Source organism: Pseudomonas sp. SLBN-26, from assembly GCF_006715895.1.
Taxonomy (GTDB): Bacteria; Pseudomonadota; Gammaproteobacteria; order Pseudomonadales; family Pseudomonadaceae; genus Metapseudomonas; species Metapseudomonas otitidis.
Genome location: NZ_VFOB01000001.1, coordinates 2403687 through 2429615, shown reverse-complemented (window position 1 = coordinate 2429615; position 25929 = coordinate 2403687). Strand labels below are relative to the sequence as shown.

The 25929-nt window shown below is 69.5% G+C and carries 20 protein-coding genes and 1 pseudogene; 19 read left to right on the top strand and 2 right to left on the bottom strand.

All coding sequences use genetic code 11. The features are described 5' to 3' along the window. The first annotated feature begins 100 nt into the window (after positions 1-100). Positions 101-1075 (top strand): cysteine synthase A, encoded by a 975-nt coding sequence (gene cysK / locus FBY21_RS11070; protein WP_044409315.1) that lies wholly within the window; start codon positions 101-103, stop codon positions 1073-1075. A gap of 65 nt (positions 1076-1140) precedes the next feature. On the opposite strand, the gene FBY21_RS11065 is transcribed toward cysK, so the two are convergent. Further along, positions 1141-4347, bottom strand: coding sequence for a PKD domain-containing protein (locus FBY21_RS11065; RefSeq protein WP_160158597.1), 3207 nt, complete (start codon positions 4345-4347; stop codon positions 1141-1143). A 519-nt stretch (positions 4348-4866) separates the two neighbouring features. Here FBY21_RS11065 and FBY21_RS11060 point away from each other — a divergent pair. The 10 genes from FBY21_RS11060 to FBY21_RS11015 all read left to right on the top strand — a co-directional run bounded on the left by FBY21_RS11060 (position 4867) and on the right by FBY21_RS11015 (position 15740). Next, on the top strand, positions 4867-4956 hold the full coding sequence (locus FBY21_RS11060; RefSeq protein ID WP_069566518.1) for a K(+)-transporting ATPase subunit F: 90 nt from the start codon (positions 4867-4869) through the stop codon (positions 4954-4956). 8 nt (positions 4957-4964) lie between these two features. Then, complete coding sequence (gene kdpA / locus FBY21_RS11055; protein WP_142011002.1) at positions 4965-6665, top strand: potassium-transporting ATPase subunit KdpA; 1701 nt, start codon at positions 4965-4967, stop codon at positions 6663-6665. A gap of 12 nt (positions 6666-6677) precedes the next feature. Continuing rightward, positions 6678-8732, top strand: coding sequence for a potassium-transporting ATPase subunit KdpB (kdpB, locus tag FBY21_RS11050; protein WP_142011000.1), 2055 nt, complete (start codon positions 6678-6680; stop codon positions 8730-8732). 84 nt (positions 8733-8816) lie between these two features. Continuing rightward, positions 8817-9368, top strand: coding sequence for a potassium-transporting ATPase subunit KdpC (kdpC, locus tag FBY21_RS11045; RefSeq protein WP_044409304.1), 552 nt, complete (start codon positions 8817-8819; stop codon positions 9366-9368). Then, on the top strand, positions 9365-12028 hold the full coding sequence (locus tag FBY21_RS11040) for a sensor histidine kinase (protein ID WP_142010997.1): 2664 nt from the start codon (positions 9365-9367) through the stop codon (positions 12026-12028). Before kdpC ends, FBY21_RS11040 begins: the two co-directional genes overlap by 4 nt. 268 nt (positions 12029-12296) lie before the next feature. Continuing rightward, positions 12297-12986 (top strand): response regulator, encoded by a 690-nt coding sequence (locus FBY21_RS11035; RefSeq protein WP_142010994.1) that lies wholly within the window; start codon positions 12297-12299, stop codon positions 12984-12986. A 117-nt stretch (positions 12987-13103) separates the two neighbouring features. After that, positions 13104-14012 carry a glutaminase B gene (gene glsB / locus FBY21_RS11030; RefSeq protein WP_142010990.1) on the top strand — a complete coding sequence of 303 codons (909 nt, stop codon included), beginning with the start codon at positions 13104-13106 and terminating at the stop codon, positions 14010-14012. 94 nt (positions 14013-14106) lie between these two features. Next, positions 14107-14790, top strand: coding sequence for a phytanoyl-CoA dioxygenase family protein (locus FBY21_RS11025; protein WP_142010988.1), 684 nt, complete (start codon positions 14107-14109; stop codon positions 14788-14790). Between the two features lie 118 nt (positions 14791-14908). After that, positions 14909-15247: a DUF4279 domain-containing protein gene (locus FBY21_RS30280; RefSeq protein WP_366519977.1), complete on the top strand. Its 339-nt coding sequence runs from the start codon at positions 14909-14911 to the stop codon at positions 15245-15247. Between the two features lie 25 nt (positions 15248-15272). Beyond that, on the top strand, positions 15273-15740 hold the full coding sequence (locus FBY21_RS11015) for a hypothetical protein (RefSeq protein WP_142010975.1): 468 nt from the start codon (positions 15273-15275) through the stop codon (positions 15738-15740). 207 nt (positions 15741-15947) lie between these two features. Here the strand turns inward: FBY21_RS11015 and FBY21_RS11010 are convergent, their stop codons facing one another. Continuing rightward, positions 15948-16973, bottom strand: a complete 1026-nt coding sequence (locus tag FBY21_RS11010; protein WP_074968724.1) for a patatin-like phospholipase family protein — start codon at positions 16971-16973, stop codon at positions 15948-15950. 163 nt (positions 16974-17136) lie between these two features. Between FBY21_RS11010 and FBY21_RS11005 the strand changes: the two genes are divergently transcribed. The 8 genes and pseudogenes from FBY21_RS11005 to FBY21_RS10975 all read left to right on the top strand — a co-directional run bounded on the left by FBY21_RS11005 (position 17137) and on the right by FBY21_RS10975 (position 25888). Continuing rightward, positions 17137-17415, top strand: coding sequence for a hypothetical protein (locus tag FBY21_RS11005; RefSeq protein ID WP_142010972.1), 279 nt, complete (start codon positions 17137-17139; stop codon positions 17413-17415). Positions 17416-17579: 164 nt separating this feature from the next. After that, positions 17580-19004, top strand: coding sequence for an MFS transporter (locus tag FBY21_RS11000; protein ID WP_142010970.1), 1425 nt, complete (start codon positions 17580-17582; stop codon positions 19002-19004). 69 nt (positions 19005-19073) lie between these two features. Beyond that, positions 19074-19682, top strand: a complete 609-nt coding sequence (locus tag FBY21_RS10995; protein WP_142010967.1) for a flavin reductase family protein — start codon at positions 19074-19076, stop codon at positions 19680-19682. Between the two features lie 235 nt (positions 19683-19917). After that, positions 19918-21039 (top strand): annotated as a pseudogene (locus FBY21_RS30275) (HAMP domain-containing protein); the annotation flags it as partial. Further along, complete coding sequence (locus tag FBY21_RS30270) at positions 21025-21897, top strand: methyl-accepting chemotaxis protein (protein WP_409563814.1); 873 nt, start codon at positions 21025-21027, stop codon at positions 21895-21897. The pseudogene FBY21_RS30275 and the gene FBY21_RS30270, both read left to right, overlap by 15 nt. A 123-nt stretch (positions 21898-22020) precedes the next feature. After that, entirely contained in the window at positions 22021-22938 is a 918-nt protein-coding gene (locus FBY21_RS10985) for an AAA family ATPase (RefSeq protein ID WP_044413830.1), read from the top strand. Beyond that, a complete protein-coding gene (locus tag FBY21_RS10980) occupies positions 22938-23897 on the top strand; it encodes a DUF58 domain-containing protein (protein WP_142010963.1) in 960 nt (319 codons plus the stop codon). Before FBY21_RS10985 ends, FBY21_RS10980 begins: the two co-directional genes overlap by 1 nt. Further along, positions 23894-25888 (top strand): DUF3488 and DUF4129 domain-containing transglutaminase family protein, encoded by a 1995-nt coding sequence (locus tag FBY21_RS10975; protein WP_142010960.1) that lies wholly within the window; start codon positions 23894-23896, stop codon positions 25886-25888. Before FBY21_RS10980 ends, FBY21_RS10975 begins: the two co-directional genes overlap by 4 nt. The last annotated feature ends 41 nt before the right edge of the window (positions 25889-25929 follow it).

Below are 25929 nucleotides of genomic sequence, written 5' to 3'. Positions count from 1 at the left end.
GACTGTGCCGGCGCCATTCGGTTCGGCTGGACTGCCGGGGCACCTGGGCATAGGCTGGGCCCCTTTCTCCCATCGACCCGCCACCTTCGAGGACCGGTTCATGAGCCGCATCTACGCAGACAACTCCAAGGCCATCGGCAACACGCCGCTGGTGATGATCAACCGCCTGGGCCCCAAGGGCGTGACCATCCTCGCCAAGATCGAGGGGCGCAACCCGGCCTATTCGGTGAAGTGCCGCATCGGCGCCAGCATGATCTGGGACGCGGAAGAGAGCGGCCGCCTGCGCCCGGGCATGACCCTGGTGGAGCCCACCTCGGGCAACACCGGCATCGGCCTGGCCTTCGTCGCGGCGGCGCGGGGCTACAAGCTGATCCTCACCATGCCGGCCTCCATGAGCCTGGAGCGGCGCAAGGTGCTCAAGGCCCTGGGCGCCGAGCTGGTGCTCACCGAACCGGCCAAGGGCATGAAGGGCGCCATCGAGAAGGCGGCCGAGATCGCCGCCGGCAACCCCGAGCAGTACCTGCTGCTGCAACAGTTCGAGAACCCGGCCAACCCGGCCATCCATGAGAAGACCACCGGCCCGGAGATCTGGAACGACACCGACGGCGCCATCGACGTGCTGGTGGCCGGCGTCGGCACCGGCGGCACCATCACCGGCATTTCCCGCTACATCAAGCAGCAGCGCGGCAAGCCGATCCTCTCGGTGGCGGTGGAGCCGGTGACTTCGCCGGTGATCAGCCAGACCCTGGCCGGTGACGAGGTGAAGCCCAGCCCGCACAAGATCCAGGGCATCGGTGCCGGCTTCGTGCCGAAGAACCTGGACCTGTCCATCGTCGACCGCGTCGAGCAGGTCAGCGATGAGGAGGCCAAGGCCATGGCCCAGCGCCTGATGCGCGAGGAAGGCATCCTCTGCGGCATTTCCTGCGGGGCGGCGATGGCTGCCGCCGTGCGCCTGGCCGAGAAGCCGGAGATGCAGGGCAAGACCCTGGTGGTGATCCTCCCTGACTCGGGCGAGCGCTACCTGTCCACCATGCTCTTCGACGGCCTGTTCACCGAGCAGGAGCTGCAGCAGTAACCCCGCTGCCCGCAATGAAAGAGGCCGCCCACTGGGCGGCCTCTTTCGTTTGGCGGGGTTGGGGTTTACCGGCAGGCGCCCTCGTCACGCCAGACCTTGCCGCTGCCGTCGGCGCCGGTGAAGGCCGGGTTGCCGGGCTCGTTGCCCTTGGTCCACCAGCGGGCGGTGTAGGTGCGGCCCTTGTGGGTCACCTTGTTGCCTTCCCAGTAGGTGCCCGAGGCGCTCCAGGGGCTGGCACAGGTACCGGGTTGCTGGCCGGCCTCGGCCTTCACCCGGACCTTGTGGGTGCGGGTCACTTCGTGGTGGCCGTTGCCCAGGGTGAGGGTGAAGGTGTAGTCGGCGTCCTTGTCCAGGCGCGGCGCGGTGAAGCTGAGGCCGGCGCCGTCGCTCTGGAAGGCGAGGGCAGGGTTCACGCTCCAGCGGTAGCGGAGGTTGAGTCCGTTCGGGTCTGTCGATCCGGCTGCGCTGAGCTGCACGCGGTCACCAGCTTTGGCTTCTGCCGGTCCGCTGATGGCTGCCACGGGTGGCAGGATCACCGGAGCGTCGGCTTTCACCCGGACCTTGTGGGTGCGGGTCACTTCGTGGTGGCCGTTGCCCAGGGTGAGGGTGAAGGTGTAGTCGGCGTCCTTGTCCAGGCGCGGCGCGGTGAAGCTGAGGCCGGCGCCGTCGCTCTGGAAGGCGAGGGCAGGGCTCACGCTCCAGCGGTAGCTGAGGGCCAGCCCGTTCGGGTCGCTGGAGGCAGAGGCGCTGAGCTGCACACGGTCACCGGCCTTGGCATCCCCCGGCCCGCTGATGGCGGGCACCGGCGGCAGGATCACCGGCGGCTGTTCGGGCGTGCCGCTGGCCTCGCAGGGGCCCAGGTCACGCCAGACCTTGCCGCTGCCGTCCGCCCCGGTGGAGGCGGCGGTGCCGGGCTCGTTGTTGCGCGTCCACCAGCGGGCTTCGTACAGGCGGCCTTTCCACTGGGCCTTGTGGCCTTGCAGGTACTCGGTGCCGGGTTGCCAGGTGGCTTCGCAGGTGGCGCCGGCGCCGCTGGCAGCCTTGACCAGCAGCTCGTGCACGCGGGTGGTGGTCTGCTTGCCGTTGCTGACCGTCACGCTGAAGCGGTAGCGGGTGTCGCTGCTGTGCTCCGGGGCCTTGAGGGTCAGGCGCGGGCCGTCGATGTCGAAGTCCAGCGCCGGGGTCACGGACCAGCTGTAGCTGAGGGCGCTGCCCTGGGGATCGCTGGAGCCGGAGGCGTCCAGCTGCACCTTCTGGCCGGCTTCGGCCGAGGCCGGGCCCTGGATCACCACCACCGGCGGCGTGCCGGCGTCCTCGGCTTTCAGCGGGGCGGCCTGGGCCTCGTTGCTGGCGCTGAACTCGCCCTGGCCGAGCAGGGTCCAGTTGCCGTTGGGGTTGTCGCTGCCGTAGATGCGGTAGCCCTTGATGTTGCCCTCCATGTCGCGCACCTGCTGGGGCAGGTAGTTGAGGCTGGAGAAGCGCTGCTCGCCACCCAGGTCGATGACCATCTGGTGGGGGTAGCGGTCACCGGGCACGGTGCTCCAGTAGGAGCTGGTGTTGCCGTCGATGGCGTGGGCGCCGCTCGCTGAGGCGGGGACGGCGCTGCTGACGGAGTGCACCCGCCAGCCGTCACGGGACAGCAACCGGCCCTGGGCGTCCGCCAGGTGCAGCTCTGCGGCGCTGGCGCGCTCCTTGCCGTCGATGGAGGACTCGGCCACCAGCTTCAGGTAGCGCGCCTGGGCGGTGTCCTGGGTGGCGGCGTAGAGGGCGCCGTCCAGGTAGATGTCGTCCACCGGGTTGTTGGGTTCTGCGCGGATCGCCAGGTGCCAGCGGCCCGGGGCCGGGTTGTCCAGCGCCAGGAAGGGGTGGTTGTTCAGCGTCGAACGGGCGTCGAACTGGGCGTCGCTGGGCAGGGCGCCACGGCGCAGCAGCAGTTGCGAGCGGCCGTTGCCCCGGTCGTAGCCCTCGCCATGGGCGGTGCTGATCAGCAGGCGCCGGCTGCCCTCGGGCACGTCGATGACGAAGTTGCGCCATTGGTTCTTGGCCAGGCTGACCCGCTCCTTCAGCACCTCGCGCTTGATCTCCTCGGCCAGGGGCACGACCGCCGGGCTGTAGGCCGACATGCGTGCCGCGTTCTCGCGCCAGACCCTGGCCATGTTGGCAGTGCTGGCATCGCCCAGGGGGATCCCCTGCACGTCGCGCAGGTCCGGGTTGGAGTAGAAGGGCACATGGTTGCCGCAAAGGATGGTGCCGACCCGGCCGTTGTTGTAGCCGAAGCGGTAGCTCTTGCCGTCCGAGCAGTGGCTGCCGCCGGCGTTGTGGGCCACTTCGTGGCGGAAGGTGGTGGGGGAGTTGATGTAGTTGATCGAGTAGCGCCCCGGCACGTAGGCCCAGCCAATGGCGGTGTCGACGCCTGGGGTGCCCATGATGAAGCCGGCCACCAGGTCGGGGCTGTACTGGCGCATGCCATCGCGGAACAGCGTCGACAGCTTGCCGAGGGTGTCGGTGGTGATGGGGTGGTCGTCCGCGATCACCTGGGTGCCCACCAGGCGTATGCGTACCCCTTCGACCTGGGACTGCTTCAGGGCGCGGTTGACCAGGGCCACCTGGGCCAGGGCATAGGCCTCGTGGTCGCCGATGTAATTGGCGGCTTTCTGGGAGAAGCCGGCCAGCAGGTCGATCACGATCTCCCCGGCCTGGCTACGGTCCACCAGCAGGCTGCGCTTGCCGCGCTCCTCGAGGATGCCCGGGACTTCTTCGAGCACCTGCTCGACGTAGTCGACCTGGCTCGGGTGGAAGGCGTGCGGGGTGTCGAAGCGGGTCAGCACCTGCTCGCCGTCGGCCGAGCCACGGATGATGGCGTTGGCCTCGGGCAGCAGGGCGACGAAGCTGCCGTTGTCCCGCGCAGCGAGGAAGAACTCACCAGGGCCCGAGAGGCTGCGAGCCGCCCCCAGGGTCTGGCCGACGTACACGTTGAGCCCGGCTTGATGCTCGATGGGTTCGGCGCTGGTGCGCAGCAGGCTCAGGCCTGCCTCCTGGCGCAACTGCTCGGTGCCCAGGGCGGCGACACCGCTGCGCGCTGTACCGGGCTTGAGGGCCTGCAGGTCGATGAACTGGCCGGTGAGGGTGACTTCCCGCGTGGCACTGGCGTGCTGGGCGGTGGCGGAGTCGGCCGCAGTGGCCGTTGCCACCGGCAGGGCCGCCAGGGTGCCCAGTGAGGCTGCCCAGAGGCAGATGCCTCGGCAGACGGGGTTGATCTTGAAGCTCGGCATAAAGCACTCCTGAGCCTGCACCGCCCGAAGGCGCGCGGGCTCGCCAGCCTGTGGCTGGTGTTCGTTCAGTGGGAGGGTTGGTTGCCGGCGCGCCGATGGTAGGCACGGCCTCGGGCCGCTGTAAAAGAAGCGGGGGGATTTTCGGACAGGTCCGAACCGGGCGGTTCGGCAGGGTGTTTCCCGCTGCCGGGATGGATCACGCCGGGGGCGTTTTGGCACTCGGCAGCGGGCGTGGGAGGGGGTAGGCGGTGGACGGTCGGGGGCGCAGGACTTCGGGTGGAGCGTTCTGCCGACTCCCATGGCTCGCCCTCCTGAAGGGCACTGTCCCCGCCCGAGCCTTCCTCGCTTCGCGTCAGCGCGGCGTGCTGGCCAGGCGCTGGGAGTCCTGGCAGACGGGCATTTGGCCCACTTCTTTACGCGATCTTTATGCCGCCAGGCCCTTCCGTGGCTCGTTCCTTTACGCCCCCCTTGTCGAGAATTTGCCCAAAGCGGCGCCGTCCGCATCACGGAGCACTACACATGAGCATTCTCGACGGGTTGTCCCTGGCCATGGCCACGGGGCTTTTCATCTACCTGCTGGTCGCGCTGCTGCGCGCCGAGCGTGGCTAGGGGGCGCCATGGACGTACAGGACTACGGCCTGATCCTGGCCTTCTTCCTCCTGGTGCTGGTGCCGGCGCCCTTCATCGGGCGCTACATCTACCGTGCCATGGAGGGTGAGCGAACCTTCCTGACCCCGCTGTTCGCCCCGGTGGAGCGCCTGTGCTACCGCATCGCCGGCGTCGACCCGCAGCGCGAGCACGACTGGAAGACCTACACCCTTGCCCTGCTGGCGTTCAACGCCGCCGGGCTGGTGCTGCTGTTCAGCATCCTCACCCTGCAGCACCTGCTGCCGCTGAACCCGCAGCACCTGCCGGGGCTGGAATGGAGCCTGGCGTTCAACACCGCCGTCAGCTTCGTCACCAACACCAACTGGCAGTCCTACAGCGGCGAGGCGAGCCTGAGCTACTTCAGCCAGATGGTCGGCCTGGGCGTGCAGAACTTCGTCAGCGCCTCGGTGGGCCTGTGCGTGCTGGTGGCCCTGGCCCGTGGCATCGCCCGGCGCAGCACGCGGGACCTGGGCAACTTCTGGGTCGACCTGACCCGGGGCACCCTCTATGCGCTGCTGCCGCTGTGCCTGCTGCTGGCGCTGTTCCTGGTGTGGCAAGGCGTGCCGCAGACCTTCGCCGACTACGTCAGTGCCAAGACCCTGGGCGGCGCCGACCAGGTCATCCCCCTCGGCCCGGCGGCCAGCCAGATCGCCATCAAGCAGCTCGGCACCAACGGCGGCGGCTTCTTCGGCGTGAACTCCAGCCACCCGTTCGAGAACCCCAGCGCCTGGAGCAACCTGTTCGAGGTGGCGTCGATCATCCTGATCCCCGCCGCGCTGGTGTTCAGCTTCGGCCACTACGTGAAGGACCTGCGCCAGAGCCGCGCGCTGCTGGCCTGCATGCTGGTGCTGTTCGCCGTCGGCCTCAGCGTCACCCTGTGGGCGGAGTTCCGCCCCAACCCGGCCCTGGCCGCGCTGCCCATCGAGCAGGTGGGTTCGCTGGAGGGCAAGGAGGCGCGCTTCGGCACCGCCGCGTCGGCACTCTGGGCGGTGACCACCACGGCCGCGTCCAACGGCTCGGTGAACGCCATGCACGACAGCTTCAGCGCCCTGGGCGGCATGGTGCCGATGTTCAACATGATGCTCGGCGAGGTGATCTTCGGCGGGGTCGGCGCGGGCCTCTACGGCATGCTGCTGTTCGTGCTGATCGCAGTGTTCCTTGCCGGCCTGATGATCGGCCGCACCCCCGAATACCTGGGCAAGAAGCTGGAGGCACGCGAGGTGCGCCTGCTGGTGGCCACGCTGCTGGTGATGCCGGTGGGCGTGCTGGTGTTCTGCGCCCTGGCGGTGAGCCTGCCGGGCCCGGCGGCCTCCATCACCAACCCGGGTGCCCATGGCTTCAGCCAGGCGCTCTACGCCTACACCTCGGGCACCGCCAACAACGGGTCGGCGTTCGCCGGGCTGGGGGCCAACACGGTGTTCCATAACGTGATGATCGGCCTGGCCATGCTGCTCGGGCGCTTCGGCTACATCCTCCCGGTGCTGGCCATCGCCGGCAGCCTGGCGGCGAAGAAGCGCGCGCCGGTCGGTGCCGACAGCTTCCCCACCCACGGCCCGCTGTTCGTCACTTTGCTGACCCTGACCATCCTGCTGGTGGGCGGCCTGACCTTCCTCCCGGCATTGGCCCTCGGGCCCATCGCCGAACACCTCGCGCAGCTCCAGGGCTTCTAACGGAGAACCATGATGAACGCCCCTCTGAAGGCGCCCAAGGTCGGCGCCAAGCAACCCTCCGCCACCACCGTCGCCGCGCTGTGGAAGCCGGCGCTGGTGCAGGCCTTCGTCAAGCTCGACCCGCGCCAGCTCAAGCGCTCGCCGGTGATGCTGGTGGTGGAGCTGACGGCGGTGCTGACCACCGTGCTCTGCTTCATCCCCAACCCGGCGGTGTCCCTCGGCCTGGCGCTGCAGCTCGCGCTGTGGCTGTGGTTCACCGTGCTCTTCGCCAACTTCGCCGAGGCCCTGGCCGAAGGCCGTGGCAAGGCTCGCGCCGACAGCCTCAAGGCCGGCAGCCAGGGCCTTGGCGCCCGTCGCCGCACGGCCTCCGGTGCCTTCGAGACGGTGCCGGCCAGCAGCCTGCGCCGGGGCGACATCGTCCGCGTCGAGGCCGGTGAGCTGATCCCCGGTGACGGCGAGGTGATCCAGGGCATCGCGGCGGTCAACGAGGCCGCCATCACCGGCGAATCCGCACCGGTGATCCGCGAGTCCGGCGGCGACCGCTCGGCCGTCACCGGCAACACCCGCGTGGTGTCGGACTGGCTGCTGGTGAAGATCACCGCCAACCCCGGCGAGTCGACCCTGGACCGCATGATCGCCCTGGTGGAAGGTGCGCGCCGGCAGAAGACGCCGAACGAAGTGGCGCTGGACATCCTGCTCATCGGCCTGACGCTGATCTTCCTGCTGGTGGTGGCCACCCTGCAGCCCTTCGCCCGCTTCGCCGGTGGTGACCTGCCGCTGGTGTACCTGGTGGCGCTGCTGGTGACGCTCATCCCCACCACCATCGGCGGCCTGCTCTCGGCCATCGGCATCGCCGGCATGGACCGCCTGGTGCGCCTCAACGTCATCGCCAAGTCCGGCCGTGCCGTGGAAGCGGCAGGGGACGTGCACGTGCTGCTGCTGGACAAGACCGGCACCATCACCTTCGGCAACCGCCGCTGCAGCGCGATGGTCAAGGCCCCCGGCATCAGCGGCAAGGAGCTGGCCGACGCGGCGCTGCTGGCCTCCCTGGCCGACGACACGCCTGAAGGCAAGTCCATCGTCGAGTACCTGCGCGCGCTCAACACCCTGGAGGAGCCGGCCCGCGAGGCCGTCACCGCCATCGCCTTCAGCGCCGAGACGCGCCTCTCCGGTGCCGACTGGAACGGCCACCGCTACCGCAAGGGCGCCGTGGACGCGGTGCTGGCCTGGGTCGGCATAGAGCGCGACGGCATGCCCGAGGTGCTCGCCCGCGAGGTCGAGCGCATCGCCCAGGGCGGCGGTACGCCGCTGCTGGTGGCCGCCGATGGCCGCCTGCTGGGTGCCATCCACCTCAAGGACGTGGTCAAGCCCGGCATCCGCGACCGCTTCGCCGAGCTGCGCCGCATGGGCATCCGCACCGTGATGGTGACCGGTGACAACCCGCTGACCGCCGCCGCCATTGCCGCCGAAGCCGGGGTGGACGACGTGATCGCCGAGGCAACGCCGGAGAAGAAGCTGGCGCGCATCCGCTTCGAGCAGGGCGAAGGCAAGCTGGTGGCCATGTGCGGCGACGGCGCCAACGACGCCCCGGCGCTGGCCCAGGCCGACGTGGGCCTGGCGATGAACGACGGCACCCAGGCCGCCCGCGAGGCCGCCAACCTGGTGGACCTGGACTCCGACCCGACCAAGCTGCTGGATGTGGTGCAGGTGGGCAAGGAGTTGCTGGTGACCCGGGGCGCGCTGACCACCTTCTCGGTGGCCAACGACGTGGCCAAGTACTTCGCCATCCTCCCCGCGCTGTTCGCCGGCATCTACCCGCAGCTGGGCGTGCTCAACCTGATGCAGCTGCACAGCCCGCAGAGCGCCATCCTCTCGGCCATCGTATTCAACGCGCTGATCATCATCGCGCTGATCCCCCTGGCCCTGCGCGGGGTGCGCATCCAGGCCGCAGACGCCGCCAGCCTGCTGCGCCGCAACCTGCTGATCTACGGCCTGGGCGGGCTGGTGGCGCCCTTCGTCGGCATCAAGGTGATCGACGTGCTGCTCACCGTCATCGGCCTGGTGTGACGCCATTCCCCGGACACCCGGGGAAGATCGGGGGCTGGGCAGACCCGCCCCCATCCGTCTTCGCTTTCCATCGAGGAACTGAATATGCTTTCGCAACTTCGACCCGCCCTGAGCCTCCTGGCCCTGATGACCCTGATTACCGGCGTCGCCTACCCCCTCACCGTGACCGGCATTGCTCAGGTGGCCTTCCCCGAGCAGGCCAACGGCAGCCTGGTGCGCGATGCCCAGGGCGAGGTGCGTGGCAGCCGCCTGCTGGCCCAGCCCGTGGACGGCCCGCAGTGGTTCCAGCCGCGCCCCTCGGCCGGTGACTACGCCACCGTATCCAGCGCGGCCAGCAACCTGGCGCCGAGCAACCCGGCCCTGGCCGAGCGCATCAACAAGGACGCCAACCGCCTGCTGGCCGACGCCCAGGGCCCGGTGCCGATGGCCCTGGTGACCACCTCCGGCAGCGGCCTCGATCCGCACCTGCCGCCGGCTGCCGCGCGCTACCAGATTCCGCGCATCGCCGCCGCCCGCCACCTGCCGCCCGAGCAACTGGAGCGCCTGGTGGAGCGCTACACCGAACGGCCGGCCATCGGTGAGCCGGTGGTCAACGTCCTGGCCCTCAACCTGAGACTGAACGAGATGCCCGAATGAGTGATGCCGGCCGCGCGGATGCGCTGTTGGCCGAACTGCCCCACGAAGGGCGTGGCCGCCTGAAAGTCTTCCTCGGTGCCGCGCCCGGCGTGGGCAAGACCTACGCCATGCTCCAGGCCGCCCAGGCGCAACGGCGCCAGGGCGTCGACCTGCGCGTGGGCGTGGTGGAGACCCACGGCCGCAGCGAGACCGAGGCGATGCTCGCCGGCCTGCCGCAACAACCCCAGCGGCGCCTGGAGTACCGGGGCGTGCCGCTGACCGAGATGGACCTGGACGGCCTGCTGGCCCACCCGCCACGCCTGGCCCTGGTGGACGAGCTGGCTCACAGCAACGCCCCCGGCAGCCGCCACGCCAAGCGCTGGCAGGACGTGCAGGAGCTGCTGGCCGCCGGCATCGACGTGTACACCACGGTCAACGTGCAGCACCTGGAGGCCCTCAACGACCAGGTGTTCGACATCACCGGCGTGCAGGTGCGCGAGACGGTGCCGGACTGGGTGCTGCAGGAGGCGGACGAGATCCTCCTCATCGACCTGCCGCCCCGCGAGCTGCTGGAGCGCCTGCGCGAAGGCAAGGTCTACGTGCCGGAACAGGCCCGCGCGGCCATCGACGCCTTCTTCTCCCAGACCAACCTCACCGCCCTGCGCGAGCTGGCCATGCAGACCGCCGCCGCGCGGGTGGATGCCGACCTGGCGCGGCGCTACCGCCTGCAGGGCCAGGAGGCACCGCCGGTGCGCGGCCGCCTGCTGGTGGGCGTGGACGGCGACGACCAGGCCGAGCGCCTGGTGCGCCATGCCTGCCGGGTGGCCGAGCGCCGCCACCTGCCCTGGAGCCTGGTGCACGTGGACACCGGCCGCACCCGCAACGAAGACAGCCGCGCCCGCCTGCAAGCCGCCCAGCAACTGGCCGAGCGCCTGGGCGGGGAGGTGGTGACCCTGCGTGCCGAGGCCGTGGCCTCGACCCTGCTAGCCCACGCCCGCGAGCGCCGCGCCAGCCTGCTGCTGGTGGGGCGCAGCCGCCAACGCCTGCGCCGTCGCTGGCTGGGCCGGGGCGTGGCGGAACGCCTGTTGCGCCATGGCCAGGGGCTGGAGATCAGCGTGCTCGACACCGACCCGGACGCCCGCCCCGCACCCAATGGGCGCGATCCCGTGCCGACGGGCGACTACGGCCTGGCGCTGGGCGCGGTGCTGGCCGCCAGCGGCATCGCCTGGGGGGCGCACCTGGTGCTGGCGCTGCCGAACATCTCCCTGGTGTTCCTCGCTGCCGTGCTGCTGGTGGCGGTGCGCAGCAGCCTGGCCCCGGCGCTGGTGTGCGCCGGGTTGTCGTTCCTGGCCTATGACTTCCTGTTCATCCCGCCGGTGTTCTCCCTGACCATCGCCCGCCAGGAAGACGTGCTGACCCTGCTGTTCTTCCTGCTCATGGCCGGGCTCACCGGCAACCTCGCCTCGCGCCAGCGCCGCCAGGTGCAAGCCCTGCGCAGCACCCAGGCGGAAACCACGGCGCTGCTGGACCTCTCGCGCAAGCTCACCGCCGCCACCGACCGCCAGGCGGTGATGAAGGCGGCCACCCAGCAGTTCGAGGCCTGGAACGACCTGGAGGTGTGCCTGCTGGGCCGTGGCCGTGACGGGTTGTGGAAGATCGAAGCCGGCGTGCAGCGCCTGCTGGCGGACCAGGAGCGGGCCGCCGCCGACTGGTCCTGGCAGCACGAACAGAGCGCCGGCCTGGGCACCGGCACGCTGCCGGGCGGGCGCTGGTGGTGGCTGCCGCTGAGCGGCGAGGACGGCCCGCTGGCCCTGCTCGGCGTGGCCCCGCGTGATGGCCAGCCGCTGTCCGCCGAGCGCCGCCGCCTGCTGGCCGCCCTCGGCCAGCCGCTGGCCCAGGCCCTGGCCCGCGCCCAGTTGGCGGAGGACCTGGAGGCCGCACGCCTGCACGGCGAGACCGAGCAGCTGCGCAGCGCGCTGCTGGCGTCCGTCTCCCACGACCTGCGCACGCCGCTGACGGCCATGCGCGGCTCCATCGACAGCCTGCTGGCCCTGGGCGAGGCGATCCCCCTGGCGGACCGCCGCGAGCTGCTGGAGGGCACCCGCGACGAGGCCGAGCGCCTGGACCGCTACATCCAGAACCTGCTGGACATGACCCGCCTGGGCCACGGCGGTCTCAAGCTCGCCCGCGACTGGGTGGCGCCGGTGGACATCGTCGCCAGCGCCCTGCAACGCCTGCGCCCGGTGCTGGCGCCGCTGAAGGTGGAGACGCAGGTGCCCGAGGCGCTGCCGCTGCTCTACGTGCACGCGGCACTCATCGAGCAGGCGCTGGTCAACGTGCTGGAGAACGCCGCGCGCTTCTCGCCCACCGGCGGCTGCCTGCGGGTGGCGGTGGAGGCGGGCGACGACGAACTGCGCCTGGCGGTCAGCGACGAAGGCCCCGGCATCCCGGTGGCCGAGCGCGAGCGAATCTTCGACATGTTCTACACCGCCGCCCGGGGCGACCGGGGCGGGCAGGGCACCGGTCTGGGCCTGGCCATCTGCCAGGGCATGGTCGGCGCCCACGGCGGCCGCGTCAGCGTCGGTGAGGGGCTGGAGGGTCGGGGGACTACGCTGACCCTGCACCTGCCGTTGCACCCGCAGCCGGTGCTGGAGGAGGAGGCGGGCGATGACCCGCTGTAGGGCACCTCTAAAAACTACCTGCGTTGCCATCGCGGCGTTAAAAACAGGCTCGCGCGCGAGTCCGATCAAAATGCTCATTTACCCCGCGTAAACTGCGCTTTTTCGCCTGTTTTTGCCTTGTGCTGGCTGCCTCGCCTACGTTTTTGGAGGCGACCTGTAGGGGCGAATTCATTCGCCATGCGGGCCGCAGGACCGCCGCGAGTAACCCGGCGCGGCGTTGCTGCTCTGGGCTGCTACCGGTAGCCAACGGTTTTCGATGAAGGATTGTATGAGCACCAACCAATCGACCGTGCTGGTCATCGACGACGAAGCACAGATCCGCAAGTTCCTGCGCATCAGCCTGGCGTCCCAGGGGCACAAGGTGCTCGAAGCCGCCAACGGCACCGAGGGCCTGTCCCAGGTGGCCCTCGGCCGGCCCGACCTGGTGGTGCTGGACCTCGGCCTGCCGGACATGGACGGCCAGGCCGTGCTGGCCGAGCTGCGCCAGTGGTCCCACGTGCCAGTGCTGGTGCTCTCGGTGCGGGCCAGCGAGGGCGAGAAGGTGCTGGCGCTGGACAACGGCGCCAACGACTACGTGACCAAGCCCTTCGGCATCCAGGAGTTCCTCGCCCGGGTGCGGGTGCTGCTGCGCCAGGGCGGCGGCGAGCCCCAGGAGGCCAGCGTGAGCAGCGGCCCGCTGCACCTGGATTTCGCCTACCGCCGCGTCACCCTGGACGGCCAGGAGGTGGCCCTGACCCGCAAGGAGTACGCCGTGCTCGCCCAGCTGGCGCGGCACCTCGGGCGGGTGGTGACCCAGCAGCAACTGCTCAAGGACATCTGGGGCCCCACCCATGTCGAGGACACCCACTACCTGCGGGTGGTGGTGGGCCACCTGCGGCAAAAGCTCGGCGACGACCCGGCCGCACCGCGTTTCATCGTCACCGAGGCCGGCGTCGGCTACCGTCTGCTGGAGGGTTAGGGGCGGCGCCTGCGATCCTGTCGCGGTATTTGCGACGGTGCCTGTGTTGTGCGCGGTGAATCCGTCGTCTAGCGCTTATTCCTGACCCGCTTGGTTACCCGTTCGGACCCTCTCACGATGCAAGCCCTGCTCGACGACATCCTCGATCACGTACGCCCCCTCATCGGCACCGGCAAGGTCGCCGACTACATCCCGGCCCTGGCGCGGGTTTCCGCCAACCAGCTGGGCATCGCCGTGTACGGCAACGACGGCCAGCTGTACACCGCCGGTGACGGCCACCTGCCGTTCTCCATCCAGAGCATTTCCAAGGTGTTCAGCCTGGTGCAGGCCTTCCAGCACTCCGGCGAGGCCATCTGGGAGCGCCTGGGCCACGAGCCGTCGGGCCAGCCGTTCAACTCGCTGGTGCAGCTGGAGTTCGAGCGTGGCGTGCCGCGCAACCCCTTCATCAACGCCGGGGCGCTGGTGATCTGCGACATCAACCAGTCGCGCTTCGCCGCGCCGAGCCTGTCCATGCGCGACTTCGTGCGGCGCCTCTCGGGCAACCCGGAGGTGGTATCGGACGCGGTGGTGGCGCGCTCGGAGTACGAATACCGCTCGCGCAATGCCGCAGCGGCCTACCTGATGAAGTCCTTCGGCAACTTCCACAACGACGTGGAGGAAGTGCTGCGCAGCTACTTCCACCACTGCGCGCTGTGCATGAGCTGCGCCGACCTGGCGCGGGCCTTCAGCTTCCTGGCCAACGAGGGCGTCAACGTGCACAGCGGCGAAACCGTGCTGAGTGCCCGGCAGACCCGCCAGGTGAACGCGCTGATGGCCACCAGCGGGCTCTACGACGAGGCCGGCAACTTCGCCTACCGCGTCGGCCTGCCGGGCAAGAGCGGCGTCGGCGGCGGCATCGTCGCCGTGGTGCCTGGGCAGTTCACCGTGTGCGTCTGGTCGCCGGAGCTGAATGCATCCGGCAACTCGGTGGCCGGCATGGCGGCGCTGGAGGAACTCTCCGCGCGGATCGGCTGGTCGATCTTCTGACGATGATCAATGCCGGTGGGGCGCCGATCGGTTGATCATCCGCCGCACCGGATCACCCCCACCCACGGCCACCGATAGGGACATCGAGCACGCCATGAACGAACGCGAACAGCTTCACCGGGATGGCTTCGCGCTGCTGCGCGGGGCGGTGCCGGCCGATTGGCTGGAGGGCCTGCGCAGCGCCTTCGACGCCGGGGTGAAACCCTCCGCCGAATGGCCGGTGCCGCGCGGCCAGGATTGGCAGCACGCACTGCTGGACCTCGACCCCGGCGTCCGCGCGGTGTGCCGCCTGCCGGCGCTGCTCGCCGTGGTGGGCGCGTTGATCGGCGAGCGTTTCTTCCTCGCCCAGGTGGAAGGGCGCGAGCCCCTGTCCAACGGCGGCAGGCAGCGGCTGCACCGGGACTTCTCCGCCGAGCGCCCCGGCGACACCGTCAACGCCCTGGTCTTCCTCGACGACTACGGCCCCGACAACGGCGCCACCCGCCTCATCCCCGGCAGCCACCGCCTCGACCTGGCAGCGCCTCCCGTCGACTTCGACGACGAGTCCCATGCGATTCAACTGAGCGGCTCGGCGGGCGACATCCTCGTCTTCGACGCCGACCTGATCCACGCCGGCAGCCTCAACCGCCTCGGCAGCCGACGCCGCACCCTGCTGGTCGCCTACTTCGCCGCGCCCCTCTACGCCCAGCACCAGGCCACCGCCGCGCTGCGCTATGTGCGGATGGAGCCTGTGGAGTACTTCGAGGTGGGCGAGGGGGTGTTGGGCTATCAGTCCTAGCTTGCTACGCCTCGTCGTTTCTGTTGAGGTCCAGCGGTCAGGATGAGGCCTGGGTCGAGAGAGCGGTGGAGGGGCAGGGATTTTGTTGCAGATCGATTTTCAACTTCTGGGCACTTCGGTGCCTCCAAAGGAAATTTCCAGCATCCTCGGCATGGTTCCCGATACGGCGTTTCTTGCTGGTGAACGAAACCCACGGCTTGGTCTTCCTCGACAGAGTATTTGGTCCGTCAGGTCCAGGTCCTCATCGAGTGAAGTTGCAGACCATTGGGACAGCCTGGCGGCGGCCTTGAATCGGGTGAGGTATGAGATCAGGGCGATTGCGGATACTGGGCGGGCGAGGATAACCCTCGTCATATTCGACGGGGAGCGGATTCCGCCTTTGACCATACCGCCCTTGATGGCCGAGTTCGCCGGTTTCGTGGGTGCTGAGATCGATATTGATCATCTTCAGCAGTAGCGTCGGCTGGACAGAGGAGGTTCGCATGGCGACAAGCGATGGAATTGATGCGCACGACTGGGCGGAAGTCTTGGAGCTTGCTGCTGAGGTGGTCAATCAGGCTGACAGCCCCCAGGAAGCTTGGAGCAGGCGGCGGTTGATGCGTGCTTTGGATGAGCTTGAGCGTCGCTATGGCCGGCTTCCTTCGATCCTGAGCACGCGAGCAGATTTCTCGGTTGATGTCGCGTTTAGCCTGTCCTTGCTGAAAGAGGCGTATGCCTCTGCCGGTGAGATGTCCGATTTCAAGAACAAGGTGTTCATCAGTGCTTCGTTGGCGGAGCTGTACCTCGACACCTTTAGTGACCGTGAGCGCGCAAGGTATTGGGTTGAAATGCTTGGGGAAGACCTTGGGAACTATGCTGACGACGAATACTTCGTCGAGCTTCACGAGGGGCTGATGGCCCGAGTTGCCAATGATCCCGACAATTCGGACGCTTATAAGCCCATTGTCTGAGATGGATATGGCCGCTAGCGTTTTTCTGCTCACTGTCATTGCTGCCATCGCTGGTTATATCCATGGGCAGCGCAGTGCTTGCCAGGAAGTGCGCGCGCGCTCCTGACGATCGATTCGCGCCTGCTGAGTTCCAGATTTCCTTGCTTCCGATCCCTCCGGTGGCCCAACAGACCAATACGGATACCTTCTATCCCGGAACTGGCTCCCTCAGTGCAACTCCTCATACCGCTCCAGCGTATCCCGCGCGATCTGCCGGCCCAGCTGGATCAGCTCCGGCGCTTTGTAGAACTCGAAGAAGCGGCAGACGCGCTTGGGCACGTTGATGAGGATGTCCGGCGGGTAGCCGGCGATCTTGTATTGGGCGAGGGAGGTCTGCATGACCTCGAAGCTCTGGTTGACCAGCTCCAGCAGGGAGGCGGGGCCGACGCTGGCGACCACCTGGGAGCCGCTGGCCGAGCGAGGGGCGCCTTCGCGTTCCGGGGCGGCCGCGGGTTGCTGGGCCTGGGGGCGGGCGCTGTCGTCGGTCCACGGGTCGGGCAGGGCGGGGAGGGTGGCGATGGCGTCGGGTTCCTCCTCGTCGCTGCGACGGCGGAAAGGCAGGCGATCGCCCAGGGAGCTGATGAGCTGGTCCAGGCGCCCTTTGAGGGCGGGGGAGCGCTCGATTACCGGGAGCTGGTACTGCTTCTGGTTGGTGGCGTTGAGGTTGACCGCGATGATCAGGTCGCAATGGCTGGAGACCACCGGGACAATCGGCAGCGGGTTGAGCAGGCCGCCGTCCACCAGCATCCGCGAGCCCTGCATCACCGGGGTGAAGAGGCTGGGGATGGCCGCCGAGGCGCGCATGGCCTGGTGCAGGCAGCCTTCCTGGAACCAGATTTCCTGCTGGTTGGTGAGGTCGGTGGCGACGGCGGTGAAGGGGATAGGCAACTGCTCGATGTCGATCTCGCCGACGATCTCGCGGATGCGACCGAACACCTTTTCCCCGCGGATGGCCCCCAGGCGGAAGCTGACATCCAGCAGGCGCAGCACGTCGAGGTAGTCGAGGCTCTCGGTCCACTCGCGGTATTCGTCGAGCTTGCCGGCGGCGTAGATGCCGCCCACCACGGCGCCCATGGAGCAGCCGGCGACGCAGGCGATCTCGTAGCCCCGCGCCTCCAGTTCCTGGATCACCCCGATGTGGGCATAGCCCCGGGCACCGCCCGATCCGAGCACCAGTGCGACGCGTTTGCTCATGCTGCTGTCATCCGTTTCTTTCAGAATGCGCCAGACAATACCTGTCGAGTCCTAGGGCAGCCAAGCGGCGACCGAGCATTGCGTGACCCCGTGGAATCTTTTGGCGGAGCGGCCAGTCTGAGTAGACTGATGGCCATTTCCCATGCAGCCGAGGAGGAAAACCATGAAAGCCTTGATCAGCCTGTCCCTCGTTGCCCTTGCCCTCGTGGGGTGCGCTGGCAAGACGGCGTACCGCGAGAGCTGCGGCAGCCAACTGGATGCCGCCTGGCGTGAGCTCGACCTGGCCAAGGCCGAGGGCTTCGCCGGCACCGTGAGTTATTCCAAGGCCCTGAGCCTGCTGACGGCGGCCAAGACCCAGCAGCAGTTCGAGGGGTTCCAGGGCTGCACGGCGAAGGCCGAGAAGGCGCGCTTCTACATCCGCGAGTCCCGCGCGGGCCGCTGAAACCCTTGGGTGAACGAGCCGGGGCTTGCCCCGGCTTTTTTGTGGCCGCAAGAAGGCCATAGGCAGCGCCTATCGGCTTTATCAAAGAAATTTCTTGTTTAATTTGTCGGGCGATTTCTAATATCCAAGCCGTTGCTTGGATAAAGGCCATGGAGAGACGCCTGATGACGACTGCCACTTCTTCCCCGGAAACCCCTTCCACCGCTTCCTGGGGCGATCTTTTCAGCGGGCGCAACGGCCTGCTGGCCGTTGCACTGACCGGCAGCGTGGCGCTGCACGCGATCAACGTTCATATCGTCACCACCGTGCTGCCGTCGGTGGTGCGTGAGATCGGCGGGCTGGACTGGTACGCCTGGAACACGACCCTGTTCGTGGTGGCGTCCATCATCGGTGCGGCACTGTCGGTGCGGGTGCTGGCGGGCAGCGGGCCGCGAGGCGCCTGCCTGGCGGCGCTGGCCTTGTTCAGCCTGGGCACCATGGGTTGCGCCACGGCACTGTCGATGCCGTGGATGCTGGCGGCCCGTGCGGTCCAGGGGTTGGGCGGGGGGCTGTTGGCGGCCCTGAGTTATGCGCTGATCCGCGTGGTGTTCGAACCGCCGTTGTGGCCCCGCGCGGTGGCGCTGGTATCAGGCATGTGGGGCGTGGCGACGCTGTGCGGGCCGGCGGTGGGCGGGCTGTTCGCCGAGGCCGGGCACTGGCGCTGGGCGTTCTGGTCACTGCTGCCGGTGGCGGCGGCCCAGGCTGTGCTGGTGACGCTGCAGCTCGGCCCGCGTGAGCGTGGGACTGGGGCACCGCCCCGGGTGCCGGTGCTGCAGATCGTCCTGCTTGCCGCCTCGGTGCTGGCGGTGGCCACGGCCAGTCGCGCCGGGCACCTGGCCTGGCAGGGGGGCGGAGTGGTCCTGGGGTTGGCGCTGGGGGCCCTGGCCCTGCGGGTGGATCGCCAGGCGCGGGTGCGTCTGCTGCCCAGCGGCAGCGCATCCCTGGGCGCGCCCCTGGGGGCGGCCTACGCCTGCGTTGCGCTGTTGCTGGTGGGCACCACCACCGAGATCTTCGTGCCGTACTTCCTGCAGGTGCTGCACGGCCAGACGCCGCTGCTGGCGGGCTACCTGACGGCGGCGATGGCAGCCGGCTGGAGCATCGGCTCGCTGACCTCCTCGGGGCGCGAGGGGCGCCAGGCCAATGGCCTGCTGCGCACGGGGCCGCTGTTCTGCGTGGCGGGCCTGGCGGCGTTGGCGGTGGTGCTGCCCCTGGGCAGTGACTGGAACGCCATGTTGCGGACGCTGCTGGCTGCGTTGGCGCTGGCGGCGGTCGGGGCGGGGGTCGGCATGGGCTGGCCGCACCTGCTCACCCGGGTGATGGCCCTGGCCCCCAAGGGTGAGGAAGACGCTGCGTCCACCGCCATCACCACCGTGCAGCTCTACGGCATGGCCATCGGCGCGGCGGTGGCGGGGCTGGTGGCCAACGCGGCCGGCCTGATCGAACCCGGCGGCGAGGCCGGTGCGCGGTCGGCGGCGATCTGGCTGTTCAGCGGCTTCATCCTTGCGCCGGCTCTGGCCGCCTGGCTGGTAAGGCGCGTGGCAGAGCGCTGAGGCGGTTGCGTCGGGCAGGCGAGGGCGGGGCATAATCCGGCCTCGCCTTTGCCGTTGCCGGAGCACCTGATGCAACTCGACTTCTCCACCCTCACGCCTCTGGAGGCCTACCGCTGGCTGGCCTCCACCGTGACCCCGCGCCCCATCGCCTGGGTCTCCAGCCTGTCGGCCAGTGGTGTCGCCAACCTGGCGCCGTTCAGCTTCTTCCAGGTGATCAGCGACGACCCGCCGACCCTGATGGTCAACGTCGGCAGCCGCGATGACGGCAGCCTCAAGGACACCCTGCGCAACGTGCAGGAAACCGGCGAGCTGGTGATCCACCTGGTGCCGTTCGCCTTCGCCGAGGCGATGAACGCCACCGCTGCACCGCTGGCGTACACGGTGAGCGAGTTCGAGAGCTGCGGCATCGAGCACGAGCCGTCGCTGCGGGTGGCGCCGCCCCGGGTCAAGGGCGCGCCGGTCGCCTTCGAGTGCCGCCTGCTGGAGGCGCAGCCGTTCCCCCGCGACAACCCCAACTGCCACCTGATCTTCGCCGAGGTGCTGCTGGCCCATATCGATGACGGGGTGCTCACCGAGCAGGGGCGCGTCGATACCCAGGCGCTGGACCTGGTAGGCCGCCTGGGCGGCAGCGCCTATGTGCGCACCCGCGACATCTTCAACATGGTGCGCCCCACCTGACCCGCCCGGCCCCGCACCATTGCGGGGCCTTTCGCACACGCCTGTGCGATCTCGACCGGCTTCTGACGCCGCGACTTTGACGACCTGCCGCCGAATGGTCTGAAAGCGACCTCTGCATATCCAAAAAAACCAGCTAGCGTGGGATTGGCGCGGTCATGGCTTGTCGCCAGCAGGGGCGCGCTCCTAAGTTCGCGCTGTTGTCCGGGGTGGCGAGCGCGTCGACCCGGTTACCGGCATGGAGGGAAGCAGCATGGCATCGGTTGTCCAACGGGGTATCGCCAGCCTGGGCACGGCGGCCAAGCTGGCACTCGGCTTCGGCGTGGTGCTGGCGCTCACGGCAGTGGTGGCGGCCACCGGCTACCTGGCGCTGCGCAACGTGGCGGCCGGGGCGGCGCTGCTGGAGCGCATGGACGCCCTGGGCGGCGAGGTGCAACGCATGCGCCTGGTGGAGAAGGACTACGCCCTGACCGGCGATGCCAAGCGTGCCGAGGCCCTGCGCCAGGCGACCCAGACCCTGCTCGAACACAACGAGGCCCTGAAGGGCGAGGTGGATGCCGCCAGCCGCCAGGCCCTGGACGAAGTGGCCGGGGCAGTGGGCGGCTACCGCGCGGCCTTCGACCGCTATGTGGAGCTTTCCGACAACATGCGCCTGGCGCTGGAGGCGGCCAACTGGCTGGTGGTCAGCGCCTCCAACAGCCTCGATGTGCTGCAGTCGGGCCTCAACGAGGACGGCATCGACCTGCTGAAAAGCTCCCAGGGGGCAGAGGGCGCGGACATGGTGGCGCAGGGCGGCGAGATCAGCCGCATCTACCAGTCCCTGCTGTTGGCGCTGAACCAGGCCCGTACGCGCCTGGAGCAGAGCCGCAGCACCGGGGAAGCCGCCGATACCCAGATCCAGGAAGCTCTGGACGCCCAGAAGCTCGCCGGTGAGCTGCGCGACCGCATGCAGGACCCGGGCTACGCCGCCGTCCTCACCGAGGTGATCGGCAACATCGACTCCTTCAACGAACGCCTGCGCGAGTACACCGAGAACCTGCAGCAGCAGAAGCGCGAGTTCCAGGGCCTGACCGCCGGGGCCGAGGCCATGGTCGCGGCCGTGGACAAGGCACGTGACCACCAGGAGCAGGCCATGCAGGACCAGCAGCGTGGCAGCTCGCTGCTGATCATCGGTGGCAGCGCGCTGGCGCTGCTGATCGGCCTGGCGGCGGCGATGCTCATCGCGCTGCTCATCGTGCGGCCGCTCAAGCGGGTGATCGAGGTGGCGCAGCAGATCTCCGCCGGTGACCTCAGCGGCGACATCGAGGTGGGCCGCAGCGACGAGGTGGGCCAGCTGCTGGAGGCCATGCGCGCCATGTCGGCCAACCTGCGGAACATGGTCGGCCAGCTGCAGGGCGGGGTGCAGCAGATTTCCAACTCGGCCCAGGCGCTGTCCGCCGTCACCGAGCAGACCCGCGTCGGGGTCAACGGGCAGAAGCAGGAGACCGACCAGGTCGCCACCGCCATGAGCCAGATGACCGCCACCGTGCACGAGGTGGCACGCAACGCCGAGGCCGCTGCGGCCTCCACCCACAGCGCCGACACCCGCGTGGCCAGCGGCAACGAGGTGGTGCGCCAGAGCCGGGGGCGCATCGACCAGTTGGCCCAGGCGATGGAGGCCACCACCCAGAGCATCGAGCAGCTCAGCCAGGAGGCGCAGAGCATTGGCGCAGTGCTGGACGTGATCAAGAGCGTGGCCGAGCAGACCAACCTGCTGGCGCTCAACGCTGCCATCGAGGCGGCGCGGGCCGGTGAGCAGGGCCGCGGCTTCGCCGTGGTGGCCGATGAGGTGCGGGCCCTGGCGCGGCGTACCCAGCAGTCCACAGCCGAGATCGAGCGGCTGATCGGCACCCTGCGCGAAGGCGTGCGCCGCTCGGTGGAGACCATGCACCAGAGCGAGAGCCTGGTGCAGAAGACCGTGGAGGACGCCGGCCAGACCGAGGCGGCGCTCAACGGCATCGCCGAGGCCGTGTCCACCCTGCACCAGATGAACCAGCAGATCGCCGCCGCCGCCGAGCAGCAGACGGCGGTGGCCGAAGAGATCAACCGCAGCGTCACCAGCATCCGCGACATCGCCGACCAGTCCGCCGAGGCGATGGAGGAAACCGCCACCTCCAGCACCCGCCTGGCCGCCCTGGGGCGGGACCTGCAGGCGATGGCTGCGCACTTCAGGTTGTGACCGGGCCGACGTTTCCGTGATCGCGCGGCCTGTCGGCCCGGGCTTTCATGAGCAAATCTTGCAAGTCGCTTTGCCAGCGCGCCGGGCGCGGCTAGCATCGGCCGATCGTTCATGGAGCCTGATATGCGAACCCGACTGGATGCCTGCCTCGACGCCATCAACCAGGTCCTGCTGGGCAAGGAGGTGCAGGTCCGCCTGGCCCTCACCTGCCTGCTGGCGCGGGGGCACCTGCTGATCGAAGACCTGCCCGGCATGGGCAAGACCACCCTCAGCCACACCCTGGCCAAGGTGCTGGGGCTCAGCTTCCAGCGCATCCAGTTCACGTCCGACCTGCTGCCCGGCGACATCCTCGGCACCTCGGTGTTCGACAAGGACACCGGCCAGTTCGTCTTCCACCCCGGGCCGGTGTTCGCCGAGCTGGTGCTGGCCGACGAGATCAACCGCGCCACCCCCAAGAGCCAGAGCGCCCTGCTGGAGGCCATGGAGGAGGGGCAGGTGACCATCGAGGGCGCCACCCGGCCGTTGCCCGATCCCTTCTTCGTCATTGCCACCCAGAACCCGGTGAGCCAGGGCGGCACCTTCGCCCTGCCGGAATCCCAGCTGGACCGCTTCCTCATGCGGCTGTCCCTCGGCTACCCGGCCCGCGCGGCGGAGAAGGCGCTGCTGCTGGGCGAGGCCCGGCGCGACCTGCTGCCACGGCTGGAGGCAGTGCTGGACCACGCGGCCCTGGCCGCGCTGCAGGACGAGGTGCCCCGGGTGCGCGCCAGCGATGCCCTGGTGGACTACGTGCTGCGCCTGGTGGAGGCCACCCGCACCCACCCGCAGTTCGCCCTCGGCCTTTCGCCACGGGGCAGCCTGGCGCTGCTGGGCGCGGCGCGGGCCTGGGCGCTGCTGGCGGGGCGTGACTACGTGATCCCCGAGGACGTGCAGGCCGTGCTGCCCTCGGTGGCCGGCCACCGCCTGCGCGAGCGCGCCGACCCCACCGGCCACGGCGGCGGCACGCTGGTGCAGTGGCTGCTGCGCGAAGTCCCGGCGCTCTGATGGCCGGCGGCATCCTGCGGCCGCGCTGGGACCGCTGGCTGGCCCGGCGCATTCCTCCGGCCCACGAACTGCGCCTGGACCAGAAGCGCATCTTCATCATCCCCACCCGCACCGGCGCGGCCTTCGGCGGTGCCCTGGTGCTGATGCTGCTGGCGGCCATCAACTACCAGAACAGCCTGGCGTACGGGCTGACCTTTCTGCTGGCCTCGGTGTTCATCCTCGCCATCCTCCACACCTACCGGAACCTCTCCGGGCTGGTGCTGCGGGCGGCCGGTGCACCGCCGGTGTTCGCCGGCGAGCAGGCGCGCTTCAAGGTGCGCCTGGAGAGCCGCCGCCATGCCCACGAGGCCATCGCCCTGGGCTGGCCGCCCGAGCCGCTGCAACTGCAGGACGTGCCGGCCAGCGGGGCCACCGACTGCGAGCTGAACCGGCCGGCGCTCCAGCGTGGCTGGCTGCGGCCCGGTCGCCTGCGGGTGGAGAGCCGCTTTCCCCTCGGCCTGCTGGTGGCCTGGAGCTGGGTCGACCTCGACCAGGCCGCGCTGGTGTACCCGCGCCCCTTGCCCGGTGACCTGCCCCTGGCCGCCGGCGGGCGCGCCGATGCGGAGGAGGAGGGCGTGCGCGTGGACGGGCGCGGTGCCGACGATTTCCAGGGCCTGCGGCCCTACCAGCCGGGGGACTCCCGCCGGCGCCTGCACTGGAAGGCTTATTCCCGGGGGCAGGGGTTGTTCATCAAGGACTTCGCCGCCCTCTCCGGAGCGGACCTGTGGCTCGACCTTGCCGGGCTGGACGGCGACCTGGAGAGCCGCCTTTCGCTGCTCTGCCACTGGGTGCTGACCTTCACCGAGCGCGGCCAGCCCTTCGGCCTGCGCCTGGGTGGCCTGGAGCTGCCGGCCGATGTCGGCGAGCCTCACCGCGACGCCTGCCTGCGGGCCCTGGCGCTCTACGGGGTGGCGCCATGAGCGTGGAACAGCCGATCCCGCGCATCGCCCTGACCTGGCTGCTGGTGGCCCAGGTGCTGGTGATCGTCCCGCACCTGGTGCACCTGCCGGTGTGGATCATCGGCCTCTGGGTGGTCTGCGCGGCCTGGCGGGTGCAGATCTTCCGCATGCGCGCGCGCTACCCCAATGGCCTGGCGAAGATCCTGATGATGCTGGTGGCGGCTGCCGGGGTGGTGCTGTCCCGGGGCAGCCTGATCGGCCTGGATGCCGGTGCGGTGCTGCTGGTGGCGGCCTTCATCCTCAAGCTGGTGGAGATGCGCACCCGGCGTGATGCGCTGGTGCTGATCTTCCTCGGCTTCTTCACCGTGGTAGTGGCGTACCTGTTCGACGACGGCATGCTCGCCGGGCTCTACAGCCTGCTGCCGGTGACGGCCTTGCTGGCGGCGCTGATCGGCCTGCAGCAGAGCGGTTTCGCCCAGCGCCCGACCGCCACCCTGAAGCTGGCCGGCACCCTGTTGCTGCAGGCGCTGCCGCTGATGCTGGTGCTGTTCCTGTTCTTCCCGCGCATGGGGCCGCTGTGGTCCTTGCCGTTGCCCAGCGACAAGGGCGTGACCGGGCTTTCCGATGACATGGCGCCCGGCGACATCGCCGAGCTGAGCCAGTCCGGCGCGCTGGCCTTCCGCGCCAGCTTCGAGGGCGACCCGCCACCCCGGCGTGAGCTCTACTGGCGGGCACTCACCCTGGAGCGCTTCGACGGTCGGCGCTGGTCCCAGTCCCCGGCGAGCCAGGTGCAGGCACCGGCGCAATGGGCGAAGCAGGGCCCCGCACTCGACTACAGCGTGGTGATGGAGCCCAGCGGAAAGCCCTGGCTGTTCGGTCTGGACGTGGCCGAGACCCGCGTCGAAGACACCCGCCAGATGGTCGACTTCCACCTCCAGCGGCGCCTGCCGGTGGAGCGCTCGCTGCTCTACAGCGTCACCTCCTGGCCCCAGGCGGTGCGCGACCCGCAGCTGGCGGACGCGGTGCGCCGGCGCAACCTGCAACTGCCCCGCGCAGGCGACCCGCGCGCGCGGGCCTGGGCCGAGCAGTTGAGCGCCCGCTACACCGAGCCTGATGCCCTGGTGCAGGCGCTGCTGCGGCATTTCAACCAGGAACCGTTCGTCTACACCCTGCGCCCGCCGCTGGCCGAGCGGGACACGGTGGATGCCTTCCTGTTCGACAGCCGACGGGGCTTCTGCGCCCACTACGCCGGCGCCATGACCTTCGTCCTGCGTGCCGCCGGCATTCCCGCGCGGGTGGTGGCCGGCTACCAGGGGGGCGAGATCAACCCCGCCGGGAACTACGTGCTGGTGCACCAGTTCGACGCCCATGCCTGGGTCGAATACTGGACGGCCGCCGCCGGCTGGACCCGTGTCGATCCCACCTTCCAGGTGGCGCCGGAGCGCATCGAGAACGGCCTGGAGCAGGCCGTGGCCCAGGAGCAGAGTTTCCTGCAGGACTCGCCCTTCTCCCCCCTGCGTTACCGCGACATCGGCTGGATCAACCAGCTGCGCCTGGCCTGGGACCGGGTGAACTACGGTTGGCAGCGCTGGGTGCTGGGCTACCAGGGCGAGACCCAGGCCCAGGTGCTGCAACGCTGGTTCGGCCAGCTGGACGCGCGCACCTTCGCCCTCCTGCTGGTGGGCACGGCGGCATTCCTGGTGGCCCTGGTGGCGCTGTGGATGTTCAAGCCCTGGCGCCGCGAGCGGGACCCGCAGGTGCGCCTGCACCAGGCCTTCGAGCGTGTGCTGGCCCGCCACGGGCTGGTGCGCGGTGCCGCCGAGGGCCCGCGTGATTTCGCCGCCCGTGCCGCCCAGGCCCTGCCGCAGCAGGCGCGGCTGATCGAGGAATTCGCCCGCCGCTATGAGGCGCTGCGCTATGCTGGCGCCCCTGAAGCGCCGGCCGACCTGCGGCGCACGCTGAACAACCTGCGCCGGGCTCTGCCCTGGCGCCTGACTCGACAGGAGCGCTGACCCGGGTCTCGCCGGGGCGCTCCGCCGAAGGAACACCTGCC

What these genes read in the sequence shown, in the direction of transcription:
- cysK (WP_044409315.1), top strand. Translation starts at nt 101, where the DNA reads ATGAGCCGCATCTACGCAGACAACTCCAAGGCCATCGGCAACACGCCG.
- FBY21_RS11065 (WP_160158597.1), bottom strand. Translation starts at nt 4,347, where the DNA reads ATGCCGAGCTTCAAGATCAACCCCGTCTGCCGAGGCATCTGCCTCTGG.
- FBY21_RS11060 (WP_069566518.1), top strand. Translation starts at nt 4,867, where the DNA reads ATGAGCATTCTCGACGGGTTGTCCCTGGCCATGGCCACGGGGCTTTTC.
- kdpA (WP_142011002.1), top strand. Translation starts at nt 4,965, where the DNA reads ATGGACGTACAGGACTACGGCCTGATCCTGGCCTTCTTCCTCCTGGTG.
- kdpB (WP_142011000.1), top strand. Translation starts at nt 6,678, where the DNA reads ATGAACGCCCCTCTGAAGGCGCCCAAGGTCGGCGCCAAGCAACCCTCC.
- kdpC (WP_044409304.1), top strand. Translation starts at nt 8,817, where the DNA reads ATGCTTTCGCAACTTCGACCCGCCCTGAGCCTCCTGGCCCTGATGACC.
- FBY21_RS11040 (WP_142010997.1), top strand. Translation starts at nt 9,365, where the DNA reads ATGAGTGATGCCGGCCGCGCGGATGCGCTGTTGGCCGAACTGCCCCAC.
- FBY21_RS11035 (WP_142010994.1), top strand. Translation starts at nt 12,297, where the DNA reads ATGAGCACCAACCAATCGACCGTGCTGGTCATCGACGACGAAGCACAG.
- glsB (WP_142010990.1), top strand. Translation starts at nt 13,104, where the DNA reads ATGCAAGCCCTGCTCGACGACATCCTCGATCACGTACGCCCCCTCATC.
- FBY21_RS11025 (WP_142010988.1), top strand. Translation starts at nt 14,107, where the DNA reads ATGAACGAACGCGAACAGCTTCACCGGGATGGCTTCGCGCTGCTGCGC.
- FBY21_RS11015 (WP_142010975.1), top strand. Translation starts at nt 15,273, where the DNA reads ATGGCGACAAGCGATGGAATTGATGCGCACGACTGGGCGGAAGTCTTG.
- FBY21_RS11010 (WP_074968724.1), bottom strand. Translation starts at nt 16,973, where the DNA reads ATGAGCAAACGCGTCGCACTGGTGCTCGGATCGGGCGGTGCCCGGGGC.
- FBY21_RS11005 (WP_142010972.1), top strand. Translation starts at nt 17,137, where the DNA reads ATGAAAGCCTTGATCAGCCTGTCCCTCGTTGCCCTTGCCCTCGTGGGG.
- FBY21_RS11000 (WP_142010970.1), top strand. Translation starts at nt 17,580, where the DNA reads ATGACGACTGCCACTTCTTCCCCGGAAACCCCTTCCACCGCTTCCTGG.
- FBY21_RS10995 (WP_142010967.1), top strand. Translation starts at nt 19,074, where the DNA reads ATGCAACTCGACTTCTCCACCCTCACGCCTCTGGAGGCCTACCGCTGG.
- FBY21_RS30270 (WP_409563814.1), top strand. Translation starts at nt 21,025, where the DNA reads ATGCGCGCCATGTCGGCCAACCTGCGGAACATGGTCGGCCAGCTGCAG.
- FBY21_RS10985 (WP_044413830.1), top strand. Translation starts at nt 22,021, where the DNA reads ATGCGAACCCGACTGGATGCCTGCCTCGACGCCATCAACCAGGTCCTG.
- FBY21_RS10980 (WP_142010963.1), top strand. Translation starts at nt 22,938, where the DNA reads ATGGCCGGCGGCATCCTGCGGCCGCGCTGGGACCGCTGGCTGGCCCGG.
- FBY21_RS10975 (WP_142010960.1), top strand. Translation starts at nt 23,894, where the DNA reads ATGAGCGTGGAACAGCCGATCCCGCGCATCGCCCTGACCTGGCTGCTG.